Annotated in this window: 19 protein-coding genes; 9 read left to right on the top strand and 10 right to left on the bottom strand. The window is 64.5% G+C overall.

Translation table 11 applies throughout. From position 1 onward, the window contains the following. Window positions 1–159: 159 nt before the first annotated feature. Window positions 160–1,056 carry a LysR substrate-binding domain-containing protein gene (locus tag AC58X1_RS18540; RefSeq protein ID WP_497429291.1) on the bottom strand — a complete coding sequence of 299 codons (897 nt, stop codon included), beginning with the start codon at window positions 1,054–1,056 and terminating at the stop codon, window positions 160–162. 87 nt (window positions 1,057–1,143) lie between these two features. Then, entirely contained in the window at window positions 1,144–1,734 is a 591-nt protein-coding gene (mdaB, locus tag AC58X1_RS18535; protein WP_101322106.1) for an NADPH:quinone oxidoreductase MdaB, read from the bottom strand. A 181-nt stretch (window positions 1,735–1,915) separates the two neighbouring features. Here mdaB and AC58X1_RS18530 point away from each other — a divergent pair, with 181 nt between their 5' ends. The 8 genes from AC58X1_RS18530 (at window position 1,916) to AC58X1_RS18495 (ending at window position 8,499) form a co-directional block, all read left to right on the top strand. Then, window positions 1,916–2,230, top strand: coding sequence for a putative quinol monooxygenase (locus AC58X1_RS18530; protein ID WP_497429290.1), 315 nt, complete (start codon window positions 1,916–1,918; stop codon window positions 2,228–2,230). 98 nt (window positions 2,231–2,328) lie between these two features. Beyond that, complete coding sequence (locus AC58X1_RS18525) at window positions 2,329–2,934, top strand: CDP-alcohol phosphatidyltransferase family protein (RefSeq protein ID WP_150570697.1); 606 nt, start codon at window positions 2,329–2,331, stop codon at window positions 2,932–2,934. Between the two features lie 45 nt (window positions 2,935–2,979). Beyond that, window positions 2,980–4,734, top strand: coding sequence for a bifunctional alpha/beta hydrolase/class I SAM-dependent methyltransferase (locus AC58X1_RS18520; protein ID WP_497429289.1), 1,755 nt, complete (start codon window positions 2,980–2,982; stop codon window positions 4,732–4,734). After that, window positions 4,734–6,059 (top strand): phosphatase PAP2/dual specificity phosphatase family protein, encoded by a 1,326-nt coding sequence (locus AC58X1_RS18515; protein WP_497429288.1) that lies wholly within the window; start codon window positions 4,734–4,736, stop codon window positions 6,057–6,059. Before AC58X1_RS18520 ends, AC58X1_RS18515 begins: the two co-directional genes overlap by 1 nt. Continuing rightward, window positions 6,044–6,475, top strand: a complete 432-nt coding sequence (locus AC58X1_RS18510) for a hypothetical protein (RefSeq protein WP_497429287.1) — start codon at window positions 6,044–6,046, stop codon at window positions 6,473–6,475. Before AC58X1_RS18515 ends, AC58X1_RS18510 begins: the two co-directional genes overlap by 16 nt. A gap of 10 nt (window positions 6,476–6,485) precedes the next feature. Further along, entirely contained in the window at window positions 6,486–7,109 is a 624-nt protein-coding gene (locus tag AC58X1_RS18505; protein ID WP_101322112.1) for a lysophospholipid acyltransferase family protein, read from the top strand. A 1-nt stretch (window position 7,110) separates the two neighbouring features. Beyond that, window positions 7,111–8,043, top strand: coding sequence for a phosphatidate cytidylyltransferase (locus AC58X1_RS18500; protein WP_150570701.1), 933 nt, complete (start codon window positions 7,111–7,113; stop codon window positions 8,041–8,043). Between the two features lie 111 nt (window positions 8,044–8,154). Next, window positions 8,155–8,499, top strand: coding sequence for a cupin domain-containing protein (locus AC58X1_RS18495; RefSeq protein ID WP_101322114.1), 345 nt, complete (start codon window positions 8,155–8,157; stop codon window positions 8,497–8,499). A 120-nt stretch (window positions 8,500–8,619) separates the two neighbouring features. On the opposite strand, the gene mmsB is transcribed toward AC58X1_RS18495, so the two are convergent. After that, window positions 8,620–9,507, bottom strand: a complete 888-nt coding sequence (gene mmsB / locus AC58X1_RS18490; protein WP_497429286.1) for a 3-hydroxyisobutyrate dehydrogenase — start codon at window positions 9,505–9,507, stop codon at window positions 8,620–8,622. A 9-nt stretch (window positions 9,508–9,516) separates the two neighbouring features. Further along, a complete protein-coding gene (locus tag AC58X1_RS18485; RefSeq protein WP_101322116.1) occupies window positions 9,517–11,043 on the bottom strand; it encodes a CoA-acylating methylmalonate-semialdehyde dehydrogenase in 1,527 nt (508 codons plus the stop codon). A gap of 122 nt (window positions 11,044–11,165) precedes the next feature. Between AC58X1_RS18485 and AC58X1_RS18480 the strand changes: the two genes are divergently transcribed. Continuing rightward, window positions 11,166–12,116 (top strand): LysR family transcriptional regulator, encoded by a 951-nt coding sequence (locus tag AC58X1_RS18480; protein WP_101322117.1) that lies wholly within the window; start codon window positions 11,166–11,168, stop codon window positions 12,114–12,116. A gap of 1 nt (window position 12,117) precedes the next feature. Here AC58X1_RS18480 and yfiB read toward each other — a convergent pair whose 3' ends face one another. The 6 genes from yfiB to recC all read right to left on the bottom strand — a co-directional run bounded on the left by yfiB (window position 12,118) and on the right by recC (window position 23,758). Next, on the bottom strand, window positions 12,118–12,609 hold the full coding sequence (gene yfiB, locus AC58X1_RS18475; protein ID WP_497429361.1) for an outer membrane lipoprotein YfiB: 492 nt from the start codon (window positions 12,607–12,609) through the stop codon (window positions 12,118–12,120). Between the two features lie 11 nt (window positions 12,610–12,620). After that, on the bottom strand, window positions 12,621–13,892 hold the full coding sequence (gene dgcN, locus AC58X1_RS18470) for a diguanylate cyclase DgcN/YfiN (protein ID WP_150570704.1): 1,272 nt from the start codon (window positions 13,890–13,892) through the stop codon (window positions 12,621–12,623). Beyond that, the gene (yfiR, locus tag AC58X1_RS18465; RefSeq protein WP_258197210.1) at window positions 13,889–14,464 is read right to left on the bottom strand and encodes a regulatory sequestration protein YfiR; all 576 of its coding nucleotides are present in this window, start codon (window positions 14,462–14,464) and stop codon (window positions 13,889–13,891) included. The genes dgcN and yfiR overlap by 4 nt, the downstream gene beginning before the upstream one ends. A 68-nt stretch (window positions 14,465–14,532) precedes the next feature. Continuing rightward, a complete protein-coding gene (recD, locus tag AC58X1_RS18460) occupies window positions 14,533–16,608 on the bottom strand; it encodes an exodeoxyribonuclease V subunit alpha (protein ID WP_497429285.1) in 2,076 nt (691 codons plus the stop codon). Then, window positions 16,605–20,282, bottom strand: a complete 3,678-nt coding sequence (gene recB, locus AC58X1_RS18455) for an exodeoxyribonuclease V subunit beta (RefSeq protein WP_188036663.1) — start codon at window positions 20,280–20,282, stop codon at window positions 16,605–16,607. Before recB ends, recD begins: the two co-directional genes overlap by 4 nt. Then, the gene (gene recC, locus AC58X1_RS18450; RefSeq protein ID WP_312391576.1) at window positions 20,279–23,758 is read right to left on the bottom strand and encodes an exodeoxyribonuclease V subunit gamma; all 3,480 of its coding nucleotides are present in this window, start codon (window positions 23,756–23,758) and stop codon (window positions 20,279–20,281) included. Before recC ends, recB begins: the two co-directional genes overlap by 4 nt. Window positions 23,759–23,970 lie beyond the last annotated feature (212 nt).

The following is a 23,970-nucleotide window of genomic DNA, read 5'->3' as shown; positions in this document are numbered from 1 at the left end:
CGACGGCATTGCGTCATTCGTGTCGTTTTCAGAACGGTTCTTAGGATCGAGATTGCTGGGGCCGCGTCAGCCTGAGTGGACGCGGTCGGCGTAGGAGCGGCCTTGTGTCGCGAAAGGGGTGCGCAGCACCCCCGGCAATCCCGGACCAGTACCACGCGCTCAGCAGGCATACGCCGCCAGCTTGGCCTGGATGAAATCAAGGAAGCACTGAATCCGCAGCGCCAGCTGGGTGTTGCGGTAGTAAACCGCATGAATCGGCTGCCGGTACCCATTGTTGGCCTCGCTCAACAGCACGTGCAGGCGCCCGGCGCGGATATCTTCGTGGGTCATGAAATGCGACAGGCAGACGATACCCTGCCCGGCCAGCACCAGCTGGCGCAAGGTCTCGCCACTGGATGCGGTCAACTGCGGGCGGATTCGCCAACTGTCGCCGTCGGCGTGGCGCAGCGGCCATTGGTTGAGGCTGTCCAGCGAGCTGAAGCCGAGCAGGCAGTGCTCGCTCAAGTCACTGACCTGGCGCGGCACGCCGTGGCGTTGCAGGTATTCGGGGCTGGCCAGAATCTGGACCGGGCTGCAGCCCAGCGAGCGCGCATGCAGGCTGGAGTCGGCCAGCTCGCCGATGCGGATGGCGACGTCGGTGCTTTGCTGGAGCAGGTCGATGATCAGGTCATCGGTGTTCAGCTCCAGCTCGATGGCCGGGTACAGCGCGCGGAACTCAGCGATCCAGGGCACGATCGCGTGCAGCATGAATGGTGCTGCGGCGTTGATGCGCAGGCGCCCCGACGGCGTCTGCCGGTGCAGCGACAGGCGCTCTTCGAGCTCGCTCATCTGTTCGAGGATGGTCCGCGCGTGCAGTACAAAGAACCGCCCTTCTTCGGTCAGGTCCATGCGCCGCGTGGTGCGGTTGATCAGCGTGGTGCCAAGCTTGCCTTCCAGCCGCGCCAGGGTGCGGCTGACCGCAGACGGGGTTTGCCCGAGTTGCTCGGCAGCGGCGGAAATCGAGCCGCAGTCGATCACGCTGACGAATACCTGGAGTTCTTCTGAGCGGGTTTTCACGGCAGTGCCTGGGCCAGGATGAGGCCTGGATTGTCGGCCGTTTATTGCCGGGCAAGCAACTGCCGCGTCGGTAACGCCGCGCATCGCTTACCGGGCCTGGCCGAACACCTTGGCCAGATGCGCCTCGTAGGCTGCCACGGTAGCGGCCACATCCGGGCGCTTCATCACATCGACGGCGAGGAAGGTTGGCAGGCCGCTCATGCCGAGGAACTGGTTGGCCTTGTGGAACGGGAAGTACACCGCATCCACGCCCTTGCCTTCAAAGAAGTCGTTGGGGTCGTCGAAGGCCTGTTGCGGCGCGTTCCAGGTGGCCGAAATCATGTACTGCTTGCCCTGGATCAGGCCGCCACTGCCGTACTTCTGCGAAGCGTCGGAGCGGGTCCGGCCGTCGCTGGCGTAGAGGCTGCCGTGGCCTTCGGTGAACACTTCATCCAAGTACTGTTTGACGGTGTACGGGGCACCCATCCACCAGCCGGGCATCTGATAGATGATCACGTCGGCCCAAAGGTATTTCTGCACTTCTTCCTTGATGTCGTAGCCGCCGTCGATGAAGGTTTGTTTGACATCGAAACCGGCCCGGTCCAGATAGGCCAGCGCGGCATCGTGCAGGGTTTCGTTCAAGCGGCCATCGGAGTGGGCGAACTGTTTGCCGCCATTGAGCAGAAGAATCTTTTTCATATCGAGCCTCTAAGGTTCTGTGTCGATCCGCAGACCGATGCACTTCAGATGGCTGCAGGTTAGGGGCTCGCCCGTGGCGGAAACAGCCAGCATTGGGCAAATCAGTTTTGCCTTGTAATCACGAATCATCACCAGACTGTTGCTTTAAAATCGCTTCTCCACTTATTTGCAAGGTGCAGTCATGAACGCTCAACACGCCTTTATTCTCAAAGCCAAGACCCGCCCGGAAAAGGCCGAAGCATTCGAGCAACTGTTCCGCGCCTACGTCGAACCAAGCCGCCAGGAGCCGGGCTGCGTCGAATACCACATGTTGCGCGATCAGCAGGACCCGAGCCTGTTCATCTTCTATGAGGTGTGGGCCGATCAGGCGGCGTTCGATGCGCACTGCGCGCTGGCCCATATGCAGCAGTTTGCCGCGCAGCGCATGGACTATCTGGAGCACGATTTCGAGGTGCAACGCATCGACATGCTCAGCGCCGCCTCGGGTAAACGTTGAGCCGTTCAAATAGCTGACAAATGTCGCTTGCCGCCAGCCGCCGGGCTTCTCACAATCCACCGATTGGCTTTCATTGCGCACCCGATAAGGATCTCCCCGTGCCGTCCATCTATCAGCTCAAACCCCGCTTCCAGGCCCTGCTGCGGCCCACCGTGCAGCGCCTGTACGACCGCGGGGTGACGGCCAATCAGGTCACGGTTGCCGCTGGGATAGTCTCGCTGCTGCTGGGCCTGCTGCTGGCCTGCTTTGCCGACATCCACGGGCTGTTCATCCTGCTGCCGATCTGGATGCTGCTGCGCATGGCGCTCAACGCGGTGGACGGCATGCTCGCCCGCGAGTTTGGCCAGCAGTCCAGGCTTGGTGCCTACCTCAATGAACTGAGCGACGTGATCGCCGACGCTGCGCTGTACCTGCCGTTTGCCCTGCTGGTCGGGGTATCGCCCGTGCTGGTGGTGCTGCTGGTTTTGAGCGCACTGATCAGCGAATACGCGGGGGTGATGGGCCCGCTGGCCGGTGCAGCGCGGCGCTACGACGGGCCGATGGGCAAGAGCGATCGCGCGTTTGCCTTTGGCCTGCTCGGTACCGGTGTCGCCTTTGGCCTGCTCGATCCAACCTGGATCAACGGCCTGCTGCTGGTGATTCTGCTGCTCTCGCTCTATACCCTCTACAACCGGGTACGTCAGGGCCTGACCCACGCCAACTGATCGTCGCCACTGACCGCACCGCCGCCAGCTAAAAGGACCTTTGCCATGCGCCAGGCGCAATCGCTGCACTTCTCTACCCATGACGGCGTCGAGCTGCACTATCGCTACTGGCCGGCCATCCGCAGCGAGCATCAGCCGCGTCGGGCGGTGGTGATGTTCCACCGCGGCCATGAGCACGGTGGGCGCCTGGCGCACCTGGCAGACGAACTGGACATGCCCGGCTATGACTTCTTTGCCTGGGACGCACGTGGCCACGGCCAGTCGCCAGGGGCGCGCGGCGACAGCCCGAGCTTTGCCACCAGCGTGCGCGATGTGCAGACCTTCATCGAGCACATTCAAACCCGCCACGGCATCGCCGAAGAAAACACCGTGGTGCTGGCGCAAAGCGTCGGTGCCGTGCTGATTGCCACCTGGGCGCATGACTACGCGCCCAAGGTACGCTGCCTGGTGCTGGCCTCGCCGGCGTTCAAGGTCAAACTCTACGTGCCGTTTGCCCGCCCTGGCCTGAAGCTGATGAAGGCCGCGCGCGGCAACTTCTTCGTCAACAGCTACGTCAAGCCACGGCTGCTCACCCACGACCCGGAGCGGGTGGCTTCGTATGTGGCCGACCCGCTGATCAGCCGGCCCATCTCGGTGACCATGCTGCTCGGCCTGTATGAAGCCGCAGACCGGGTAGTGGCGGACGCTCAGGCGATCCAACTGCCGACCCAATTGCTGGTTTCGGGCGCCGACCTGGTGGTCGAGCGGGCGCCGCAGGAGCAGTTCTTCGAGCGCCTGGGCAGTGCCCGCAAAGAGCTGCACCTGCTGCCTGGGTTCTTCCACGACACCCTTGGCGAGCGTGACCGCGGCCATGTACTGCCGCGCATCAAGCGCTTCGTCGAGCACTGCTTCGATGTCCCGCTGGCGGCACCTTCGCTGCTCGATGCCGACCAGTCCGGCGCCAGCTGCGCCGAAGCCGAAAGCCTCGCAGCAAAGCTGCCGCGCAACTCGCCACGGGATCTGTACTGGCGCGCCACCCGCGCCGGCCTGCGCCTGGGCAAAGGCATGGCAGACGGGGTCAAGCTGGGCTTCGATACTGGCTTCGACTCCGGCAGCACCCTTGACTATGTCTATCGCAACCAGGCCACTGGCAAGGGCAAGCTGGGCCAGATGATCGACCGCAACTACCTCGACGCCATTGGCTGGCGCGGTATTCGCCAACGCAAGCTGCATGTCGAAGAGCTGCTGCGCGAAGCGATCCGGCGCCTGCGCGAGCAGGGCCGCACAGTCGATATCGTCGACATCGCCGCCGGCCATGGCCGCTACATTCTTGAAGCCTTGCAGGAACTCGAGCAACTGCCGGACTCGATCCTGCTGCGCGACTACAGCGAACTGAATGTGCAGCAGGGCACGGCGCTGATTGCCGAAAAGGGCTTGGGCGATATCGCGCGTTTCGTCCAGGGCGACGCCTTTGACCGGCAGAGCCTGGCCACACTCGAGCCGCGCCCGAGCCTGGCTGTGGTTTCCGGGCTGTACGAACTGTTCGCCAGCAACCAGATGGTCAGCACCTCGCTGGCCGGCCTGGCTGATGCCGTCGAAACGGGCGGCTATCTGGTCTATACCGGCCAGCCGTGGCACCCGCAGCTGGAGATGATCGCCCGCGCCCTGACCAGCCACCGCGGCGGTCAGGCCTGGGTCATGCGTCGACGCAGCCAGGCCGAAATGGATCAGCTGGTTGCCGCCGCTGGTTTTCGCAAGATCACCCAGCGCATCGACGAATGGGGCATCTTCAGTGTCAGCCTGGCGCAGCGGGTCGAGTGATGGCGCGTGAAGCCGGGCTGATCCGCCGTGGGGTCTTGTGGCTACTGCTGCTCGGGCCGTTTTTCTTTCTCAGCTACGGCCTGGCCAACACCTACACGGCGGGCCGTGCCGATGTCGGCAGCCTGGTGTTCGGCTGGGAAAGCCAGATGCCGTTGTGGCCGTGGACGATCATCCCGTACTGGTCCATCGACCTGCTCTACGGCCTGTCGTTTCTGCTGCCACGCAACCGCCGCGAGATGGATCGCCACGCCCTGGCCTTGTTCAGCGCGCAGCTGATCTGCGTGGCCGGCTTTCTGCTCTGGCCGCTGCGCTTTACCTTCGAGCGACCGGAGCTGAGCGGCCTGTTCGGCTGGCTGTTCGATGTGCTGATGGGCTTCGACAAACCGTTCAATCAGGCGCCCTCGCTGCACATCGCCCTGCTGGTGATCATCTGGACGATGTTCGCCCGCCACCTGCGCAACCCGCGTGGGCGCTGGCTGATGCACGGCTGGATGGCGCTGATCGGGGTGTCGGTGCTGACCACCTGGCAGCACCACTTCATCGACTTGCCGAGCGGTGCGTTGGTCGGGCTGCTATGCGTCTGGCTGTGGCCTCGCGACGGTCAACCGCCGTTGCAGGCTGCGCGTCTGGCGCAGGATCCCAAGCGCTGGCGGCTGGCGCTTTACTACACCCTGGGCGCTGCGCTGTGCACCGGTTTGGCGAGCTGGGCCGGCGGCGCCTGGCTGTGGCTATTGTGGCCGGCACTGGCGCTGCTGCTGGTGGCCTTGAGCTACGCGGTACTCGGTGCCAGCGCGTTTCAAAAAGGCGCTGATGGGCGCCTGTCGATGGCCGCCAGCTGGCTGTTTGCACCCTACCTGCTCGGCGCCTGGATCAACTCGCGGCTGTGGACGCGACGCCATCCGCAGGCGGACGAAATCTGTGACGGGGTCTTCCTCGGCCGTATTCCGGCAGCCGGTGAGGCGGGGCAGTTTTCGGCGATTGTCGACCTGAGTGCCGAACTGCCATGCCTGGCAGCCAAACCATTGGCAAACCATTACCGTAGCCTGCCGACCCTGGATCTGGTGGTCGCCGATCTACAGCTGTGCCGCGCCGCCGCCGACGCTATCGAGACGCTGCGCCAGCAAGGGCCGTTGCTGGTCTGTTGCGCGCTGGGTTACTCGCGCAGCGCCACCGCCGTCGCCGCCTGGTTGCTGCTCAGTGGCCGCTGCACGAGCCTGGCTGAAGCCGAACTGCGCTTGCGCCAGGCGCGCCCGGGCATCGTCCTGCGCAGCGCACACCAGCACATGCTCAGGCAACTGGAGGGGCAAGCATGCAGCTGCGCATAACCGCCAGCCTGCTCGGCCGCGGCCAGCAACTGGAGCGACTGTCCGACGGCATCAGCCTGATCGCGCTGGGCTATGGCCTGGCGCCGCTGCTGGGCGCCCCACTGCCGCTGCTGGGCAGTGGCTTATGCGCCCTGCTGGTGATACTCGGCCTTGTGCATAAATACCTGGCGGTGCGAGTCGCGCTGGATGCCGAGTTATTTGCCGAGCTGACTTCGCGGAGCGACCTGCCAGCCGCTACGGGCCAGCTCGACCGCGCCTTGTTCGACCTCAACCTCAAACCCAGCGCCAGCGACCCGCGCGACTGGACCACGCGCAGCCAGGCTGCGCTCGGCCTGTTACGCCGCCAAGGCATGTGCCTGGCGCTGCAGATCGCGCTGTGCCTGACTACGCTGCTGACACTCCCTTTGATCGGATAAGACCCGTGCCATGCTCACCGCCCTGACTGCCTTTGCCATCACCTCCGCCGCGCGCCTGATCACCGGCGCCCGTGCCCTCTGGCTCGGCTGCACGCCGCAGCCGGTGCAGCGCCTGTACTTCGCCAACCACAGTAGCCACGGCGACTTCGTCCTGCTCTGGGCGTCGCTGCCGGGGCCGCTGCGCCAGCGCACGCGACCGGTTGCAGGCGCCGACTACTGGGCCAAACCGGGCCTGCGCAACTTCGTCATCCGCAAGGTATTCAACGGTGTGCTGATCGACCGGCAGCGCAGCGAAGTCCAGGCCAACCCGTTGCAGCCGGTGCTTGATGCGCTGTCCGGTGGCGATTCGTTGATCTTCTTCCCCGAGGGCACGCGCAATCTCGGCGATGAGCCACTGTTGCCGTTCAAGAGCGGTTTGTTCCACCTCGCCGTCGCCAACCCCGACATGGAAGTGGTGCCAGTGTGGATCGCCAACCTCAACCGGGTCATGCCCAAGGGCCGCGCCCTGCCGCTGCCGCTGTTGTGCACCTTGAGCTTTGGCGAACCGCTGCAGGTGCAGGCCGCTGAAGACAAGCACGCGTTTCTCGAGCGGGCCCGCCAGGCCCTGCTGAACCTGGCCCCCAAGGAAGCCTGAGATGGACCACAACACTGTTTTGCTGTTTGCCGGGATCGGCGCGCTGCTGCTGCTCGCCAGCGTCATCGGCCGCCTGCTCAAGTGGCGCGCCGGCGCCGGCCCCCATGCGGTGATCGACAACCTCAATGCGCGGATCAACGCCTGGTGGGTGATGGTGCTGGTGATCGGCATCGCCTTCCTGTTCGGCAAGTACGGCGTGATCGTGCTGTTCTACTGCGTGTCGTTCTATGCCCTGCGCGAGTTCATGACCCTGACCCCGACCCGGCGCAGCGACTACCCCGCGCTGGTCGCAGCGTTCTATGTGGCATTGCCGCTGCAGTATCTGCTGATCGCGATGGACTGGTACGGCCTGTTCAGCATCTTCATCCCGGTGTACCTGTTCCTGCTCCTGCCGATCCTGGCCAGCTTTGGCGGCGACACCACGCGCTTTCTCGAACGCGCCTCGAAAGTGCAGTGGGGGCTGATGATTGCCGTGTACTGCGTGTCGGCGGTGCCGGCGCTGATGACCCTCGACATCCCCGGTTTCGAAGGCCGTAACCTGCTGCTGATCGCCTGGCTGATCCTGGTAGTGCAGATCAGCGATGTGCTGCAGTACGTCTGCGGCAAGCTGTTCGGCAAGCGCAAAGTGGCACCCAACCTGTCCCCGTCGAAAACCCTCGAGGGCCTGCTCGGCGGTGTAGCCCTGGCCACTCTGATCGGCGCCTCGCTGTGCTGGATTACCCCGTTCAGCTTCTGGCAGGCGGCGTTGATGGCGCTGACCGTGAACGCCATGGGCTTCTTCGGCGGGCTGGTGATGTCGGCGATCAAACGCGACCGCGGGGTCAAGGACTGGGGGCACATGATCGAAGGCCACGGCGGCATGCTCGACCGCATCGACTCGGTGTGTTTTGCCGCGCCGGTGTTCTTTCACTTTGTGCGTTACTGGTGGGCATAACCGCGCGGCGATAGCGCGGGCAGGCAGGTAGAGGTCGAGCGCAGGCAACTGGGCCACGCGCGATAGCCCTATGGTGATGCGTCCATAAGCATCCCAAAGGGAACACCTGCCATGTCCGATTTCATTACCGTCCTGCGTGAAACCTGCCCGATCCCGGTAGTCGACGCGACCAAGTGGAAGCGCATTGGCGGTGACCCGCACACGGTCAACCTCAACGCCTACCTGTCGGCTGACGGCAGCAAGATCATGGGCACCTGGATCTGCACCCCGGGCAAGTTCGAGGTCAACTACGACAAGTGGGAATTCTGCCACTTCCTCGACGGCTACTGCATCATCACCCCGGAAGGCGAAGAGCCCAAGCACCTCAAGGCCGGCGATGTGTTCGTCATCGAGCCGGGCATGAAAGGCACCTGGGAAGTGGTCGAAACCGTGCGCAAGTATTTTGTCTTTGCCTGATCAAAGATTGAGTTGATCGGCTAAGCGCAAGGCAAAAAAAATCGCGACTCGAACCGCCCTCCCCCAGGTGCGCAGTTACAGTGGGAGGGCGCTTCGAGCCACGATCAAGACACGTGACGCTCAATCCTTCTTGCGATAGCCCTCGACGATTGCCGAGAAGTCCTTGCCGCCATCGCCGCGCAGGCTCATCGCCTGATACAGCTGCTGCGCCACGGCACCGAGAATCACCGGCTGATGCGCCTGTCGCGCAGCTTCAGTGGCCAACCCCAGATCCTTGAGCATCAGCTCGGCACCAAAGCCGCCGGTATAACCGCGCGCGGCAGGCGCCGTGTCGATCACACCCGGCCATGGGTTGTAGGTATCCGAACTCCAGCAACGGCCTGTGGAACTGTTGATGATGCCGGCCAGCACCTGGGTGTCGATGCCCAGCGCATTGCCCAGCGCCATCGCCTCGGAGACGCCGATCATCGAGATGCCCAACAGCAGGTTGTTGCAGATCTTGGCGATTTGCCCGGTACCGACTTCGCCGCAATGGACGATGTTGCGGCCCATGTCCTTGAGCACCGGCTCCAGGCGAGCAAACAGTTCAGCGCTGGCGCCGACCATGAAGGTCAGGGTGCCGCCCGCTGCGCCACCGGTACCGCCGGACACCGGCGCATCGCCCATGTCGACGCCCTTGGCCGCAGCAGCCTTGGACACTTCGCGGGCGGTCTGTGGGTCGATCGTGCTGCAATCGACGGTCGGCGTACCTGGGCGAATCCCGGCCAGCACGCCGTCATCGTTGAGGTAGACGCCACGCACATGCGCTGCCGCCGGCAGCATGGTGATGACCAGCTCGCTGTTGGCCGCAGCGTCCTTGGGTGAGGCGCTGATCTGCCCGCCAAGCTCGGCAAGTTCGGCCAGTACGTTCTGGTTGAGGTCGAACAGGTTGAGCTGATGCCCAGCCTTGATCAGGTTGCGAGCCATGGGCGCGCCCATGTTGCCCAGACCAATGAATGCAATACGCATGGAGCCTCCTTAGCGCAGGCTGATGGTGGTGTTGACGCCGTCGTTGACGCTGTCGTCATCGAACCAACGGGCCGTGACCGTCTTGGTCTGAGTGTAGAACTGCACCACCTGCTTGCCATACGGGCCGAGGTCGCCGAGCTTGGAGCCGCGCGAACCGGTGAAGCTGAAGTACGGCACCGGCACCGGGATCGGGATGTTGATGCCGACCTGGCCGACGTCGATCTCGCTCTGGAACTTGCGCGCCGCAGCGCCGCTTTGGGTGAACAGGCCGGTGCCGTTGCCGAACGGGTTGCTGTTGACCAGGGCGATGGCCTCGTCGAGCGTGTCGACTTCAAGGGTAATCAGCACCGGGCCGAAGATTTCCTGGGTGTAGATCTGCATCTCGGTGGTGACCCCGGAGAACAGCGTCGGGCCGACGAAGTTGCCTTGCTCATAGCCCGGCACGCTGACGTCACGGCCATCCAGCTCCAGCTTGGCGCCCTCGGCGATGCCGCTTTCGATCAAGCCCAGCACGCGCTCTTTGGCCCGCTTGGAGACCACCGGGCCAACATCCGTGCCTGGCTCGCAACCGGCGTTGACCTTGAGCTGGCTGGCGGCAGCCTTGATGTCCGGCAGCCACTCGCGGGCCTTGCCGACCAGCACCGCCACCGAGGTGGCCATGCAGCGTTGCCCGGCGGCACCAAAGGCAGCGCCGACCAGGGCGTTGATGGTTTGCGTGCGGTTGGCGTCAGGCAGCACCACCGCGTGGTTCTTGGCGCCCATCATCGACTGCACGCGCTTGCCGTGCTGGCTGCCGAGGTTGTAGACGTGGGTACCGACCTCGGTCGAACCGACGAACGAGATTGCCTTGATGTCCTTGTGCGTGCAGATCGCATCTACCACCTGCTTACCGCCGTGGACCACGTTGAGTACACCGGCCGGCACCCCGGCCTGCAGCGCAAGCTCGACCAGCATCAGGGTCGACAGCGGGTCCTGTTCGGACGGTTTAAGGACGAAGGTGTTACCGCAGACGATGGCCATCGGGAACATCCACAGGGGGATCATCGCCGGGAAGTTGAACGGGGTGATCCCGGCGCAGACGCCGATCGGCTGACGCAGCGTGTAGGTGTCCACGCCGCCAGCGACGTTCTCGGCGAACTCACCCATCTGCAGGGTGCCAATCGACGCTGCGTGTTCGACCACTTCCAGGCCGCGGAAGATATCGCCCTCGGCGTCGGCAATGGTCTTGCCCTGCTCGGCGCTGAGGGTCTGGGCGATGCGTTTGCTGTGCTCGCGGATCAGCGCCTGCAATTTGAGCATGATGCGCATGCGCGCCCCGATCGGCGTGTCGCGCCAGCTGGCGAATGCACGCTGGGCGGCAGCGACGGCGGCATCGACCTCGTCGACCGTGGCAAACGGCACCCGCGCCAGCACTTGCTGGGTAGCCGGGTTGACGACATCGCGCCATTCGGTGGTTTTCGACTCGACCCATTGGCCGTCGATCAGCAGCTTGACCTGCTCAATCTGAGTCTGGGTCGGGGATTGGGGTGCGTTCATCTGCGCGTTCCTTGGAATTATTGTGGGAGACGAGATCGCCAGGCGGGGCTGGCGTCGAGGCGCTGATTTCGAGTATAGATGTGCAAACATCCAATAAGAACGCATATAAAAACCGGATCATCATGCAAAAAGACCTTACCTCCCTCAGTTCGCTGAACTGGGATGACCTGAAGTTCTTTCTTGAAGTGGCGCGCACGCGCAAGGCCAGCAGCGCGGCGAAACGGCTGAATGTCGACTACACCACGGTGTCGCGGCGGATCAGCTCGCTGGAGGCGGCGCTGGGCACGTTGCTGTTCGAAAAGTCGCGCACCAATGGCTTTGTCCTGACCAACGAAGGCCAGCGCCTGCTCGGTTACGCCGAATCAGTCGAGAGCACTCTGCACATGGCCTGTGAGCAGGTATCGGGCTCCGGCGTGGCCTTGTCCGGGCACGTGCGCATGGGCTGCACCGAAGGTTTCGGCAGTTTCTTCGTCACCCCGCAACTGAGCCACTTCGTCGACGCCTGGCCGGCGATCACCGTGGACATCCTGCCGCTACCGCACTTCATCAGCCTGTCCAAGCGCGAAGCCGACATCGTTATCGCCCTCGAGCGCCCAGAACATGGCCCCTACGTGTGCTGCAAGCTGACCGACTACCGCCTGCGCCTGTACGCCACCCAGGACTACCTCGACAACCACGCGCCGATTCGCCAGGTCAGCGACCTGGCCGAGCACCCGTTCATCAGCTACGTCGACGACCTGGCCTTCAGTTCAGAGCTGCTGTACCTGGCCAACCTGATCCCCAACGCCCACGCCCACCTGCGCAGCACCAGCGTCATTGCCCAGTACACGGCTGCGCTGCAAGGGCGGGGGTTGGCGATTCTGCCATGCTTCCTGGCTGCACAGGATCCACGGCTGGTGACAGTGTTGCCGGAGGAGATCGCGATTACCCGGCAGTTCTGGATGTACTGCCGGGAGGATTTGCGCAAGCTCAAGCGGATTACCCTGTTGTGGGATTACATCCGCGAGGTGACCGAGGCCAATGCGCCGCTGTTGCTAGGCGAATCACGCGAGATGCGCTTCGCCCAGGACTGACTCAGTTGGACGCCACCACGATCGACACCCGGCGGTTTTCCGTGCGCCCGGCGCTGGTGCGGTTGTCGGCGACTGGCTGGCTGCTGCCGAGGCCGCGACTTTGAATGTTCTGCGGTTGCATGCCGATCTCGATCAGCGCCTTGGCCACGCTCTGGGCGCGGCGTTCGGACAGTTGCTGGTTGTAGGTCGCTTTGCCCGAGGCATCGGTGTGGCCGTCAACGCGGACACGCTGGATATCGACGCTAAGCAAGGCCCGGCCAATACGCTCGACGATGGTTCGGCTCTGGCTGTTGAGGCTGTCCAGATCACTGCCGAACAGCACTTTGCCGGACAGATCGAAACTCCATCCATCATCGGTGGGGGTGAAGCCCTCGCGCTTGAGCACGGCGATCTGCTCGGCAGTCAGTCCCGGCGGTGGCACACTCTGGCAACCGCTCAAGGCCAGCAGACTCAACAACACTGCCATGCAAGGCAGGCGCAAACGTACAAACAGTTGCAACACGATCAGCTCCTTTTTTCAAAATCTGCGGCGCTACTTTCCGTATGCGCCACATGCCACTGGCCGCGGCGTGCGCGTTTGGCCTGGTACATCGCCGCATCAGCGGCATTGAGTAGACTGGCCGGGTCATGGCCATCGTCCGGGTAACACGCGATGCCAACGCTGAGTGAGGCGCTGATGCTGGTGCCATCGTTCAGGGCTATCGGCAGCTTCATGCTGGCAACGATCTTCTCGGCAATCCGTTGGGCGTCCTCGCAGGATTGCAGCGGGGTCAGCAATACCGCGAACTCATCACCGCCCAGCCGCGCGACCAGATCATGCTCGCGCAACTGCGCACGCACCCGCGCAGCAACGGTGACCAGCACCTCGTCGCCAACGGCATGGCCCTGGCTGTCGTTGATCTGCTTGAAGTGATCGCAGTCGATGAACAGCAGCGCCAGATACTCCTGGTGACGCTCGGCAGTGCGCAAGGTGCGGCTCAGGCGCCCCTCGAAGAAAGCGCGATTCGGCAACCCGGTCAGGCTGTCATGACTGGCCAGATGGGCCAGGGTGGCGTTCTCGCTGCGCAGGTGGTTCTGCCAGTTCTCCAGTTCGTCGAGCAGGGCATTGAAGTCGTTGCCCAGCTCGTTGAGCTCGGCGATGTGGGTTTCCGGTACGCGGCGGTCGAAGCTGCGCTCGCGGCGGGCGGCATGGGCGACGCTGGCAAGGTTGCGCAGGGGCCGGATGATGTCGCCGAACAGGCGCCGCGACCAGTGGCTGGCGACCCAGGCGCTGAGCAGCATGCACAAGAGGATGCCGGTCAGCCCGCTGAGCAGAAAGCGCAATACGCTGCGGCCCTGGCCGGTGACTTCGATGTGGCCGACCTGCTGTTGCTGATGGAGAATCGGCATGTGCACCGGCTCGACCAGAAAGCTGCTTGCCAGCGACCGTTCCAGCGGCGCCAGCACGCCGTCTTCGGGCCTTTGCCAGTGGGCCAGCAGCTCACCCTCGTTGTTGAACACCTTGGCGTCGGCCACGCCTTCGTTGGCGGCGATCAGCGCCAGTGACTCGTTGGCGGCGGCGCTGTCGTCGAACACCACCGCGGCTTCGACTGTGTAATTGATCGAGCGCGCGATCAGGTGCAGGTTCTGATTTGCATATACGCGCAAGGCCAGCACGCCAAGCAGGGTCACGCACAGGCCAGCCAGGCCGACCGCGAGCAGGGCCACGCCCAAATGCCCGCGGCCAAGCACAGCGCGCAGGGTCGGCCGGCGGTCGCGCCTGGCTGAGCGGATCATGGCTGCACCGCGCGGCGACGCGACAGCTGCAGCACGCTGGGGTGGATACGCACACCGCTGCGGGCTACCGAATCGAGGTTGACTTCGAAGGTTACCTGCTCGTCGCTCACGCGCAGGCAGAACAGGCTACCGACCGTGCAGGGGTCGTCTGCTTCGCTGATGCTCAGCACCGGCCGGCCGCTGAGGGCATGGAACAACCGCTCGCGCTGGCCACGGTCGAGCTTGCCGATATACACCGCATCGCAAGCACCGGCGGTTTGCGGATCGTCGGCCAGAAGGCGACGGGTCTGCAGCGGCTTGCCAGAGTTCTGCTCGGTGCCCTTGATCAAGTCATCGGCGTATTCGGTCGGGCCGATCAGGCACAGCCGCAACGGGGCCGGCTCACTGGGCCAGCGCGCGTAGCTGAAAATGCCCAACACCACCTGGGTCACGGCCTTGCCCCGCTGCTGCGCCAGGGCGGCGCTGGCAGCGGGCTCTGCCCGGCTGGGGCTGGCGTAGAGCAACAGGGCGGCGAGCAGCAGGGCAAGCGCAGCGCCCGTTGCGCGCGCCCAGGTCGAGACAGCCACCATCATGTGGGAATTTTCTCAAAATCTTGTCAGATGATGCCGCAACGATAGCATATTGCCGCTGCGGCAGAACGTCAGCCTTGCTCCAACATCAGGCCGGAGATGCGCCGCACGCGGCGTTCAACCGCCTCCTCGAATACTCCCGCACGCGGCTCGATCAAGCTGAAGCAGTGCTTGGCGCGGGTGATGCCGGTATATACCAGCTCCTTGGTCAGCACCGGATTGAGCGTGTCCGGCAGCACCAGAGCGGTGTGGCTGAACTCCGAGCCCTGCGACTTGTGCACGGTCATGGCATAGACGGTTTCGACTTCATTGAGCCGGCTGGGCAACACGAAGCGCACCCCGCCACTGCCGTCGTTACGCGCAAAGGCCACGCGCAACAAGGCGACGCCGCGCTCGTCGGGCAGGCGCAGGGCAATGCCGATATCGCCGTTCATCAGGCCCAGACCATAGTCGTTGCGGGTGACCAGCACCGGCCGGCCTTCGTACCACGGCTGCTGACTGTCGATCAGACCAGCGTTGTGCAGCACGCGGGTGACGCGCTCGTTCAGACCCTGCACGCCCCACGGCCCCTTGCGTACAGCACAGAGCAGCTGGAACTCCTCGAAACTGTGCAGCACCTGGCCGGCCCACTGCTCCCAGCGCGGGTCGTCTGCTGCGGTCGCGGGCGGGGGGCGCAGGCGACCGATGTTGCGCAGGTAATGGCGGTAGCCCTGTGGGCCGTCGGTGCCGCGATCAAGGCCATCGAGCAGCAGTCTGTCGAAGCGTCGATCATGCTCGCCTTGCAGCGACAGGCCGTGCACGTCGTCGAGTTTTTGCGTCAGCAGTTCGCGCGCCGACTGGGCTTGCTGGCGGTTGACCAGGCGGGCCAGCTGACCGATCCCGCTGCCTTCACCAAAACGCCGCGAGTGGCGCAACATCACCACCTGCTGCGCAAGTGGGTGCTGCTCGGCGTCGCCGGGGGTTAGCCCGCTGTCCTGCAGGGACTGTCCGCCGACCTGCTCCAGCCAGGCGCGGGTGGCCGCCGAATAGAAACCCTCCTCGGCGTCGCGGCACAGGTCACCGAGCACTGCACCGGCTTCGACCGAGGCCAACTGGTCCTTGTCACCCAGTAGCACCAGCCGCGCCGACGGTGGCAAGGCGTCGAGCAGCACGGCCATCATCTCCAGGTCGATCATCGATGCTTCATCGATCACCAACACATCCAGTGGCAACGGGTTGCCAGCATGGTGGCGGAAATGGCGCGAGCCCGGGCGGCTGCCGAGCAAGCGGTGCACGGTGCTGACGTCGGTTGGAATCTGCTGGCGGACCTCGGCGCTGACCTCAAGCAACTCGACCTGTTGGCCTATCGACTCGGTCAGGCGCGCAGCGGCCTTGCCGGTGGGCGCTGCCAGGCGAATCCGCAGCGGCCTGCCCTGCTCCACCGCAGGCCCTTGCAGCAGTGCCAGCAGGCGCACCACTGTTGTGGTCTTGCCGGTGCCGGGGCCGCCGGTGATGATGCTGAACGAGGCGCGGGTAGCCAAGGCGCAGGCGAGCTTCTGCCAGTCGACCTGGCCTTGCGGCGCGCCACCCTTGAACAGTTGCTCAAGCCGTTCCGGCAGCGCTGGCGCGATAACTTGATCCGCTGCCAGGCGCTGGCGCAGCGCGTTGTCGATCTGCCGCTCGTAGCTCCAGTAGCGGCGCAGGTACAGGCGCAAGCCGCTGAGGACCAGTGGTCGCGCGCTGTGCCCCGGCGTATTGCCAGTGGCCACTAGCGGGCTGGCCGCGATGCGCTCGCACCAGGTGTGCTGATCGAGCTTGGTCAGCAGTTGGGATGGCAGCAGCAATGGCCCGTCGAGGGCATCACCTTCCGGTGGCAGCGACAGGGCGAAGTCCGGCTCGGCCAGGGTCTGGGCGAGGTCCAGGCAGACATGCCCGTGACCCAACTGGTGGCTGGCCAGGGCAGCGGCGAGCAACAGCAGCGGGTCGCTGCCGGGCGCACGCTCTTCAAGAAAACCCACCAGTGCGCGGTCGAGCGCGCGCAGCCAGCCGCGCTCAACCCAGCGGTCGAGCAGGATCAGCAGGTCATGGCTGCTCTGCAGCGGCGCCAAGGCAGCCAGCTGCTCGGCTTGCAGGGGGGTTGGCAACAGGTCTTCAAGGCGGCGGCTCATGGCGCGGCTCCGGCAAACAGGTCCTGCTGTGCCGGCACCGGGGCACCGCGGAACAGGGCATCGAGGGCTTCGATCAGCTCACGTGGCGGCTTGCTGAAATACACCCCGTGGCCTGCCCGGCTGGCGCCACGCAGGAAGATGAACAGCGCACCGCCGACATGGCGGTCGTAATCGTAGTCGGGCATGCGCGCGCGCAACTGGCGGTGCAGCGCGAGCAGGTAGAGCACGTACTGCAGGTCGTAGCGGTGATCGAGAATCGCCTGTTCCATGGCCAGCGCGTTGTAGCTGTGCAGGTCCGGGCCGAGCCAGTTGGATTTGTAGTCGGTCACGTAATAACGGCCGTCCAGCTCGAAGGCCAGGTCGATAAAACCTTTGAACATGCCGTTGAGCTGACTCGGCTCGGCGGCGGCACGCGCGGCGCCGCCGTGGGTATGCCGGGTCACCAACTGATCAAGCTCGATGACATCGACCTTGTGACTGGCAAACCAGAATTCCATCTCGATCTGATACTGCTGCAGGTGCGCCAAGGTCAATTGGCGATCCTCGCCATGTAACGGCAGCGGCTCGACCAGCAGATGCTGCAGCCACTCGGTGAGGCCCGGGATCCAGCCTTTCCAGTCGCGCCGGTTGCAGCGTTGGCCGACCGTATGTTCGATGAGCTGAGGCTGCTGGCTGACTTCGGCGAAGCCCTCACGCCCGGCCCACTCGAGCAGACCGTGCAGGAAGGTGCCGGGATTGGGCCCGCGTGGGAAGCGATGAATGTCGCCGCTCTGAGCCGGGATATCACGCAACTGCTGGGCGTCGATGCGCTCGTCATCGGTCAGCTGCTGGGCCAGCGAGCTGTCACCGGCAAGGCTCTGGTCGCCCACGCGCAGGGCGCTATAGGAGGCGATCCACCAGTTCTCTGCCGCAGCCCGGCGTGGCTTGCGCGCAGCAATCAGCTCGTGACCATCTTGTGGGGGCAGATAGCGCTGTTCGTCTGCGCCAGGCAGCTCTTCACAGACGATATCCGCGCAGCTCGCTTGCAGGCTTTGCAGCCACTCGGCCAGCTGTGCCGACGAGGCCAGCGGCAGGCCGCCGCCGAGCAGATAGCCCAGGGCCGAGCGATGCAGCAGCGAGTGTTTCTGGTTACCGCGTTTGAGGTCGGCGACACCGAGCCAGCAGGCGTGCTGGGCGCGGGTCAAGGCGACGTAGAGCAAGCGCAGATCTTCGGCCAGGCGCTCATCATCGGCGCGCTCGATCTGCTCTTGGTCGGGTGTCAGGGTCAGGTGCGCGTGGCCGTCGCTGTCGTGCCAGATCAGCGGCAGGCGCTGGCCATCGACCGGCTTGCTGGTGCAGATGAACGGCAGATACACCAACGGATACTCAAGGCCCTTGGACTTGTGAATGGTCACGACCTTGACCAGTTGCTCGTCGCTCTCCAGGCGCAGGATCTGCTCTTCGCCCGCCTGCCCGGAGCCGGCCAGGTTCTCGCCCAGATGGCGGATCAAGGCTTGCTCGCCATCCAGTTCGCCAGCGGCCTGCTGCAGCAGTTCGGCCAGGTGCAGCAAATTGGTCAGCACCCGCTCGCCGTCGCTGCGGGCAATCAGCCGGCGCGGCAGTTCGAAGTCATGCAGCAGGCGCCGCAGCATCGGCAATACGCCCTGGCGCTGCCAGGTTTCGCGGTACTGGCGGAAGCGCATGACCCAGTCTTCCCAGACCCGCTCGTCCTGATTCAGCCGCTCGAGTTCAAGCAGTGACTGCTCGAGGGTCGGGCTGGCCAAGGCGGTCTTGAGCAGGCGCTCGGAGTCGGGTTCGGCGCAGGCCTTGAGCCAGGCCAGCAGGTCGTGCGCCTCCTGGGCGGCGAACACCGAGTCTTTGTCCGACAGGTACACACTGCGCACATCGCGCGCTGCCAGCTCGGCGCGGACCAGCTGCGCTTCGCGACCGTCGCGCACAAGGATGGCGATATCCGAAGGCAGGCACGCCCTGAGTTTGCCATCGATTTTTCTGAATCCACTGACGCCCTGTTGACCACCGTTGAGCAGCCCGACGATATGGCTGGCGCAGCTGGCGGCCAGTTGCTGACGATAGAGGGTACTGGACACCGGTTCGTCGCTGTCCAGCCGCCAGCAATGCAGCGCGGCGGATGGCTGGTCGTTGATCAGCAGTTGCTCGCTGCGGCCCTTGGCGTGGACCTCGATGAACGGCAAGGGATTGTCTTGCCCCTCACGGAACAGGAATGCGCCGCGGCCACTGCTACGCCCTTCTGCGGCGAGGAACAGGCGGTTGACCGCACTGACCATGGCTTTGCTGGAACGGTAGTTGGTGTCCAGGCTGTGCAGGCGCCCGGCAGTGGCGCGGCGGGCCGCCAGGTAGGTAAAGATGTCGGCACCGCGGAAAGCGTAGATTGCCTGCTTCGGGTCGCCGATCATGAACAGGCCGGTTTCGGCGTGGTTCTGGCTGATCTGGTAGATGCGCTCGAAGATGCCGTACTGGACCGGGTCGGTGTCCTGGAATTCGTCGATCAGGGCGACCGGGAACTGCTCGCGGATGAGCGCGGCCAAGCGTTCGCCGGACTCCTGATTGAGCGCGTGCTGCAGGCGCAGGAGCATGTCGTCGAAGCCCATCTCGGCGCGCCGGCGCTTCTCCTGCTCGAAGCGTGCCGACACCCAACTGGCGGCATGCTCGAGCAAAGGCACTTCGGGGCTGGCCAGGCCTTGTAGCTGCTGGCGCAGGGTTTCCATGGCGCGCAGGGCCGGGTGATCGGGTGGGTCACCGTGCTTCCAGGCTTCGGCCATGCCGGCTGGAGTCAGGCGGGTGAAGCCAGTGCCCAGATCCAGTTCGAGGACCTGATCGTCACCGGCCCAGGCGCGCAGTTTTTCGAACCACGGCTCGAAGTAACGCGCCTGCAGCTTGCGCCCATCAGCGTGCTTGGCCGCAACCGCAGCGTGGCAGATCTGCTGCAACTCGTCGGCCCAGACGCCCCAAGGCGCCTTGAGCTGGCACAGCTGCTGCGCGCGTTGCTCCAGAGTGGTCTCGATGAGTGCCTGCGGCTCGATATCATCGGCGCTGCTGGCGACACGGCCAAACAGCGGACGCAGGCGCGGCAACAAGGCATCGGGGCTGACCCAGTTGCCGCGTACCCAGTTCAGGGACTCGCCGCGCATGCCATAGCAGAAGCGCCGCCAGTAGTCGCGCATGACCTGGCCGAGCAGTTCGCTGTGATCGGTCTCAAGACTTTGGGTAAACAGGCTGCCGCTGTCGAAGGCGTGTTCGCGCAGCATCCGTTGGCACCATCCGTGAATGGTCGACACGGCGGCTTCGTCCATCCACTGTACGGCCACTTCCAGGCGGCTGGCGCAACGTGGCCAGAGCTCTGCCGGGTAGTCGGCACGGAGCATCTGCAGCAGCGGGTCGGCGTCGCCCAGCTCGTCACGGAAGAACCGTGCGGCTTCGGCCAGTCGCGTACGAATGCGCTCACGCAGCTCTTTGGTGGCCGCATCGGTAAAGGTCACCACGAGGATCTGCGGCGGCAACAGCTCGCGACCAAAGCCGTGCGCATCGCCATGGCCGAGGATCAGCCGCAGGTACAGCGCCGAGATGGTGAAGGTCTTGCCGGTACCGGCGCTGGCTTCGATCAGCTGGCTGCCATGCAGCGGGAAGCTCAAGGCCAAGGGGCGGGCCTGGGTCATGCGGCACTCTCCGGATTGCCCTGGGTTTGCCAAGGCGCGGCGAACAGGGGGCGGTACAGGGCTTCACACCAGCCTTCGAAGGTTTCATCGGCGCTCAGTGCGGCGAAGTCGCGGAACTGGCGCGCCAGGGCGAGGCTTTCGCTGCGTTCGCCAAAGCTGTTCTGGCCGTCGCCTTCGTAGGCCCGGGCGGCAGCGGCCAAGGCCTTGTCCGGGTCGTCCTGGCCGAGCCAGGCGAAGGCGGTCTTGGCCGCCACCGGCAGCGGCGCGTTCATGCCGGCCTGGCGTGCGACCAGCAGATCAGCAAGCCGCTCACTGGCCTCAGCCTGTGGCAAAGGTTCCAGCAGCAGGGTCAGGTCGCTGGCCACCAGTGCACTGTGCAGCGGGTAGCCGGCAGCGCAGCCAGCCAGGTGCATGACCCAGGTCGGAATCAGTCGATGGCGCTTGAGGTTGTTACGCCCGGCACTGATGGTGTTGGGGATGGTAGTGATGCTCAGCAGGCTTTGGTCGGCCGCCTGATACACCCGCCCAAGCCAGCCTTGCAGGCGCTCGCGGCCATGCTCGAAGTGAATCGGCAGCGCGCCTTCGACCAGGCTCGGCCAGCGTTGCAGCAGGTGTCGATGACGTTGCAGCAGATTGGGCAGGGGCTCGATCAGCTCGGCCTGGAGGATCTCGCCAAAACCGGCCAACGGCAGCAGGCCATGGCCTTGCAGGCGGCGCGCCTGGGCGTACAGGGCCGATTCGGCGTTGCCTGGGTCAGCCAGGGCGGCATCCAGCAGGCTTTCGCTGAGGCCGTAGCGCTGCAGTGCGTCGAGCACGAACGGTTCTTCGTCCGGGGTCGGTGCCTCGAGTGACTCGAAGAACACCTTCAAGCGCTGGCGAAAGAAATGCCGCACCGGGTGACGCAGAAAGTCCTGCAGTTGGGTCAGGCTCAGCGGCTCGTCATTGACGTAGGGCGCTAGCGTGTCGTCTGCGGGCGGTGTGGCAGCCTCGGCCTGATGCAACAGTTGCCACTCATGGGCGTAACTGAACAGCGGGCTACCTTTCTGGAAGTAGCGCTGGCTGAACGGCTGCAGCGGGTGCTCCTGAGTCAGGCCGTGCAGCAGTTGCTGGCCGGCGTCTTCGCGCAGGCCTGGCTTGGCGTTGGCGACTTGCCAACCGGCGGCCAGGTGATCGCGCAACTGGCCGATCAGGACCGAGGCCGGCCGCTCGCTGTTGTCGCGGATGCTGCGCCCTACCCAGCTGACATACAGCTGGTCGCGGGCAGACAGCAGGGCTTCGAGCAGCAGGTAGCGGTCATCCTCACGACGCGAGCGGTCGCCTGGGCGGTAGTCACTGGCCATCAGGTCGAAATCCAGCGGCTGCTGGGCTCGTGGGTAATCGCCGTCGTTCATGCCCAGCAGGCAGACCACCCGGAAGGGGATCGCTCGCATCGGCATCAGCGTGCAGAAGTTTACTGAGCCGGCGAGAAAGCGTTGCGAAAGTTTGCCTTGATCGAGACCTGACAGCCACGCCTCGCGCACTACCGTCAGTGGTAGTGGCTCGTGAAGGGCGACCGTATCGCAGGTTTGCAGCCAGGTGTCGCGTAGGTCCTGAAGCTGTACCAGAAGAAACTCATCATGCTCGTTTTCGGCCAGGAAAAACACCTGCAGCAGTGCATTCAGGCGCTCGCCCCACTCAACTGCTGTTGCCGCTTGAGCGAGCTCGACACAGGCCACATCAAGCGCATCGAGCAACGCCACCAGCGGCCCGATCAAGGCGGCATCGAGGCCGCCGATCTCGTCGTAGGGCTCGATGCCATCGCAGCCCTCGCCTACGCCCACTGCGTAACCGAGCAGCATCCGGCGCAAGCCAAACCGCCAGCTGTTCTGCTCCAGCCCTTCGGGCAGGCCGAGGCTGGCGCGCTGGGCGGCACTCAGGCCCCAACGGATGCCGGCGCCTTCGATCCAGCGATGCAGAGTCGGCAGGTCGCTTTCCTGAATGGCGAAGCGCGCGCGTAGTGCGGGCACGTCGAGCAGATCGAGTACCTCACTAACGGCAAAGCGACTGTCGGGCAGCTTGAGTAGATGCTCAAGAGCGATCAGTAAAGGGTCACGGCCACGCTGGCCCTGATCGGTCAGGGTGAACGGGATATAGCGCGGGTCGTGGCGATCGAGCTGGCCGAACACCGCGCGGATATGCGGGGCGTAGTCATCGATGGCCGGCAGCATGACGATGATATCGCGCGGGCGCAGAGTAGGATCGGCGCTGAAGCGGGCCAGCAGTTGGTCGTGAAGGATCTCGACTTCACGTTGGGCGCTGTGGGCGATGTGAAACCTGACCGAGCGGTCCTTGGTCGGGTCCACTGCGGGCCAGACTTCGCGGGTTTCGGCCAATGGCCGCAACTCGAGAATGTCATCCTGCAACTGGTTGAGCAGATTGCCTGGCTGGGCCTCACTGAACAGGTCGATGCGGCCTTCGTTGAACACGCCAAGGTAACTGGCAGGGTCGTCGTAGCTGTCGAGCAGGTTGATGTAATCACGGCCCTGTTTGCCCCAGGCAGCGAGCAACGGGTGGGCATGCTGGTGCAGGCTCTCGTCGTCCAGTTGCAGGGGCATGCCCTGCTTGCGCTGTTGGCGCTTGTACTGGTGGCGGAGCAGGTCTTTGTCGGCAACGATATCGCCCCAGTGGTGACGACATGGGTTGTGCACGCAAAGCAGCACCTGGCTGAAACGGGCCAACGCCGCCAGAGCCTCGAGTGCCTGCGCCGGCAGGGACGAGATACCAAAGACGATGACTCGCGCTGGCAGGCCCTTGGGCGGCTGCTCGAGGCTGTTCATACGCTCGATAAAGCGCTGGTGCACGCCGGCACGGCTCTGCTCCATACCGGCCTGGCCGACATCTTCGAGCAACGCCCGCCACAGTTCGGCCTGCCAGCAGTTGCCGGCAGCCAGTGGCTTGCGCTGGGCGCGGGCGGTGTTGAGAACATGCTTACCGGCTGCCCAATCCTGCAGCCAGTCGGCGCGGTAGACCTGATATTGGTCGAACAGGTCAGCCAGGCGCTCGGCCAGCTGGTAGCGCTTGCGCAGGTCGCTGTCGTCAGTCAGAAAGCGCCGTAGCGGCTCGAAGTGCGGGCGCTCGATCAGTGCCGGCAGCAAGCGCATCAGGCGCCAGGTAAGTGGGGCCTTGTCGAGCAGGGATACTTCAGGGATTTCGTCGCGGCCGAGCACCTTGCGGTACAGCTGCCACATGAAGGTACCGGGCAATTGCACATCGATGGCGGCAGCGATGCCACAGCCGCCGCTGTCATCGTCTTGTGGGTCTTCGGCCAGGGCGAGTTTCAGCCATTGGGCGATGCCATTGCTTTGCACCAGGGCGACTTCGTTTTCCAACGGGGCCAGAGGGAAGCGGCGCATCATACTCACCACCAGGCTGCGCAGGTCGTCCAGGCGGTTGCCGTGAACAATCATGAAGCCGGGGTGCAAGCGGGTATCTGCCATTGCGCTCTCTCTGAAAGGCGTTCGTCCTGGGGGGAACCATATCATGGGCGGGGGTGGTGCGATGGGGGCCGCTATGTAGCCCCAGATTTCCGGATCCCGGAAAAAGACAAAACCCCTACCTGCTCGCGCAGATAGGGGTTTTGCGAAATGAATCTTGACGATGACCTACTCTCACATGGGGAGACCCCACACTACCATCGGCGATGCATCGT

The organism is Pseudomonas sp. PGPR N4, from assembly GCF_059693665.1.
Note: the sequence above shows the minus strand (reverse complement) of the source record. Positions and strands in the feature narration are given on the sequence as shown.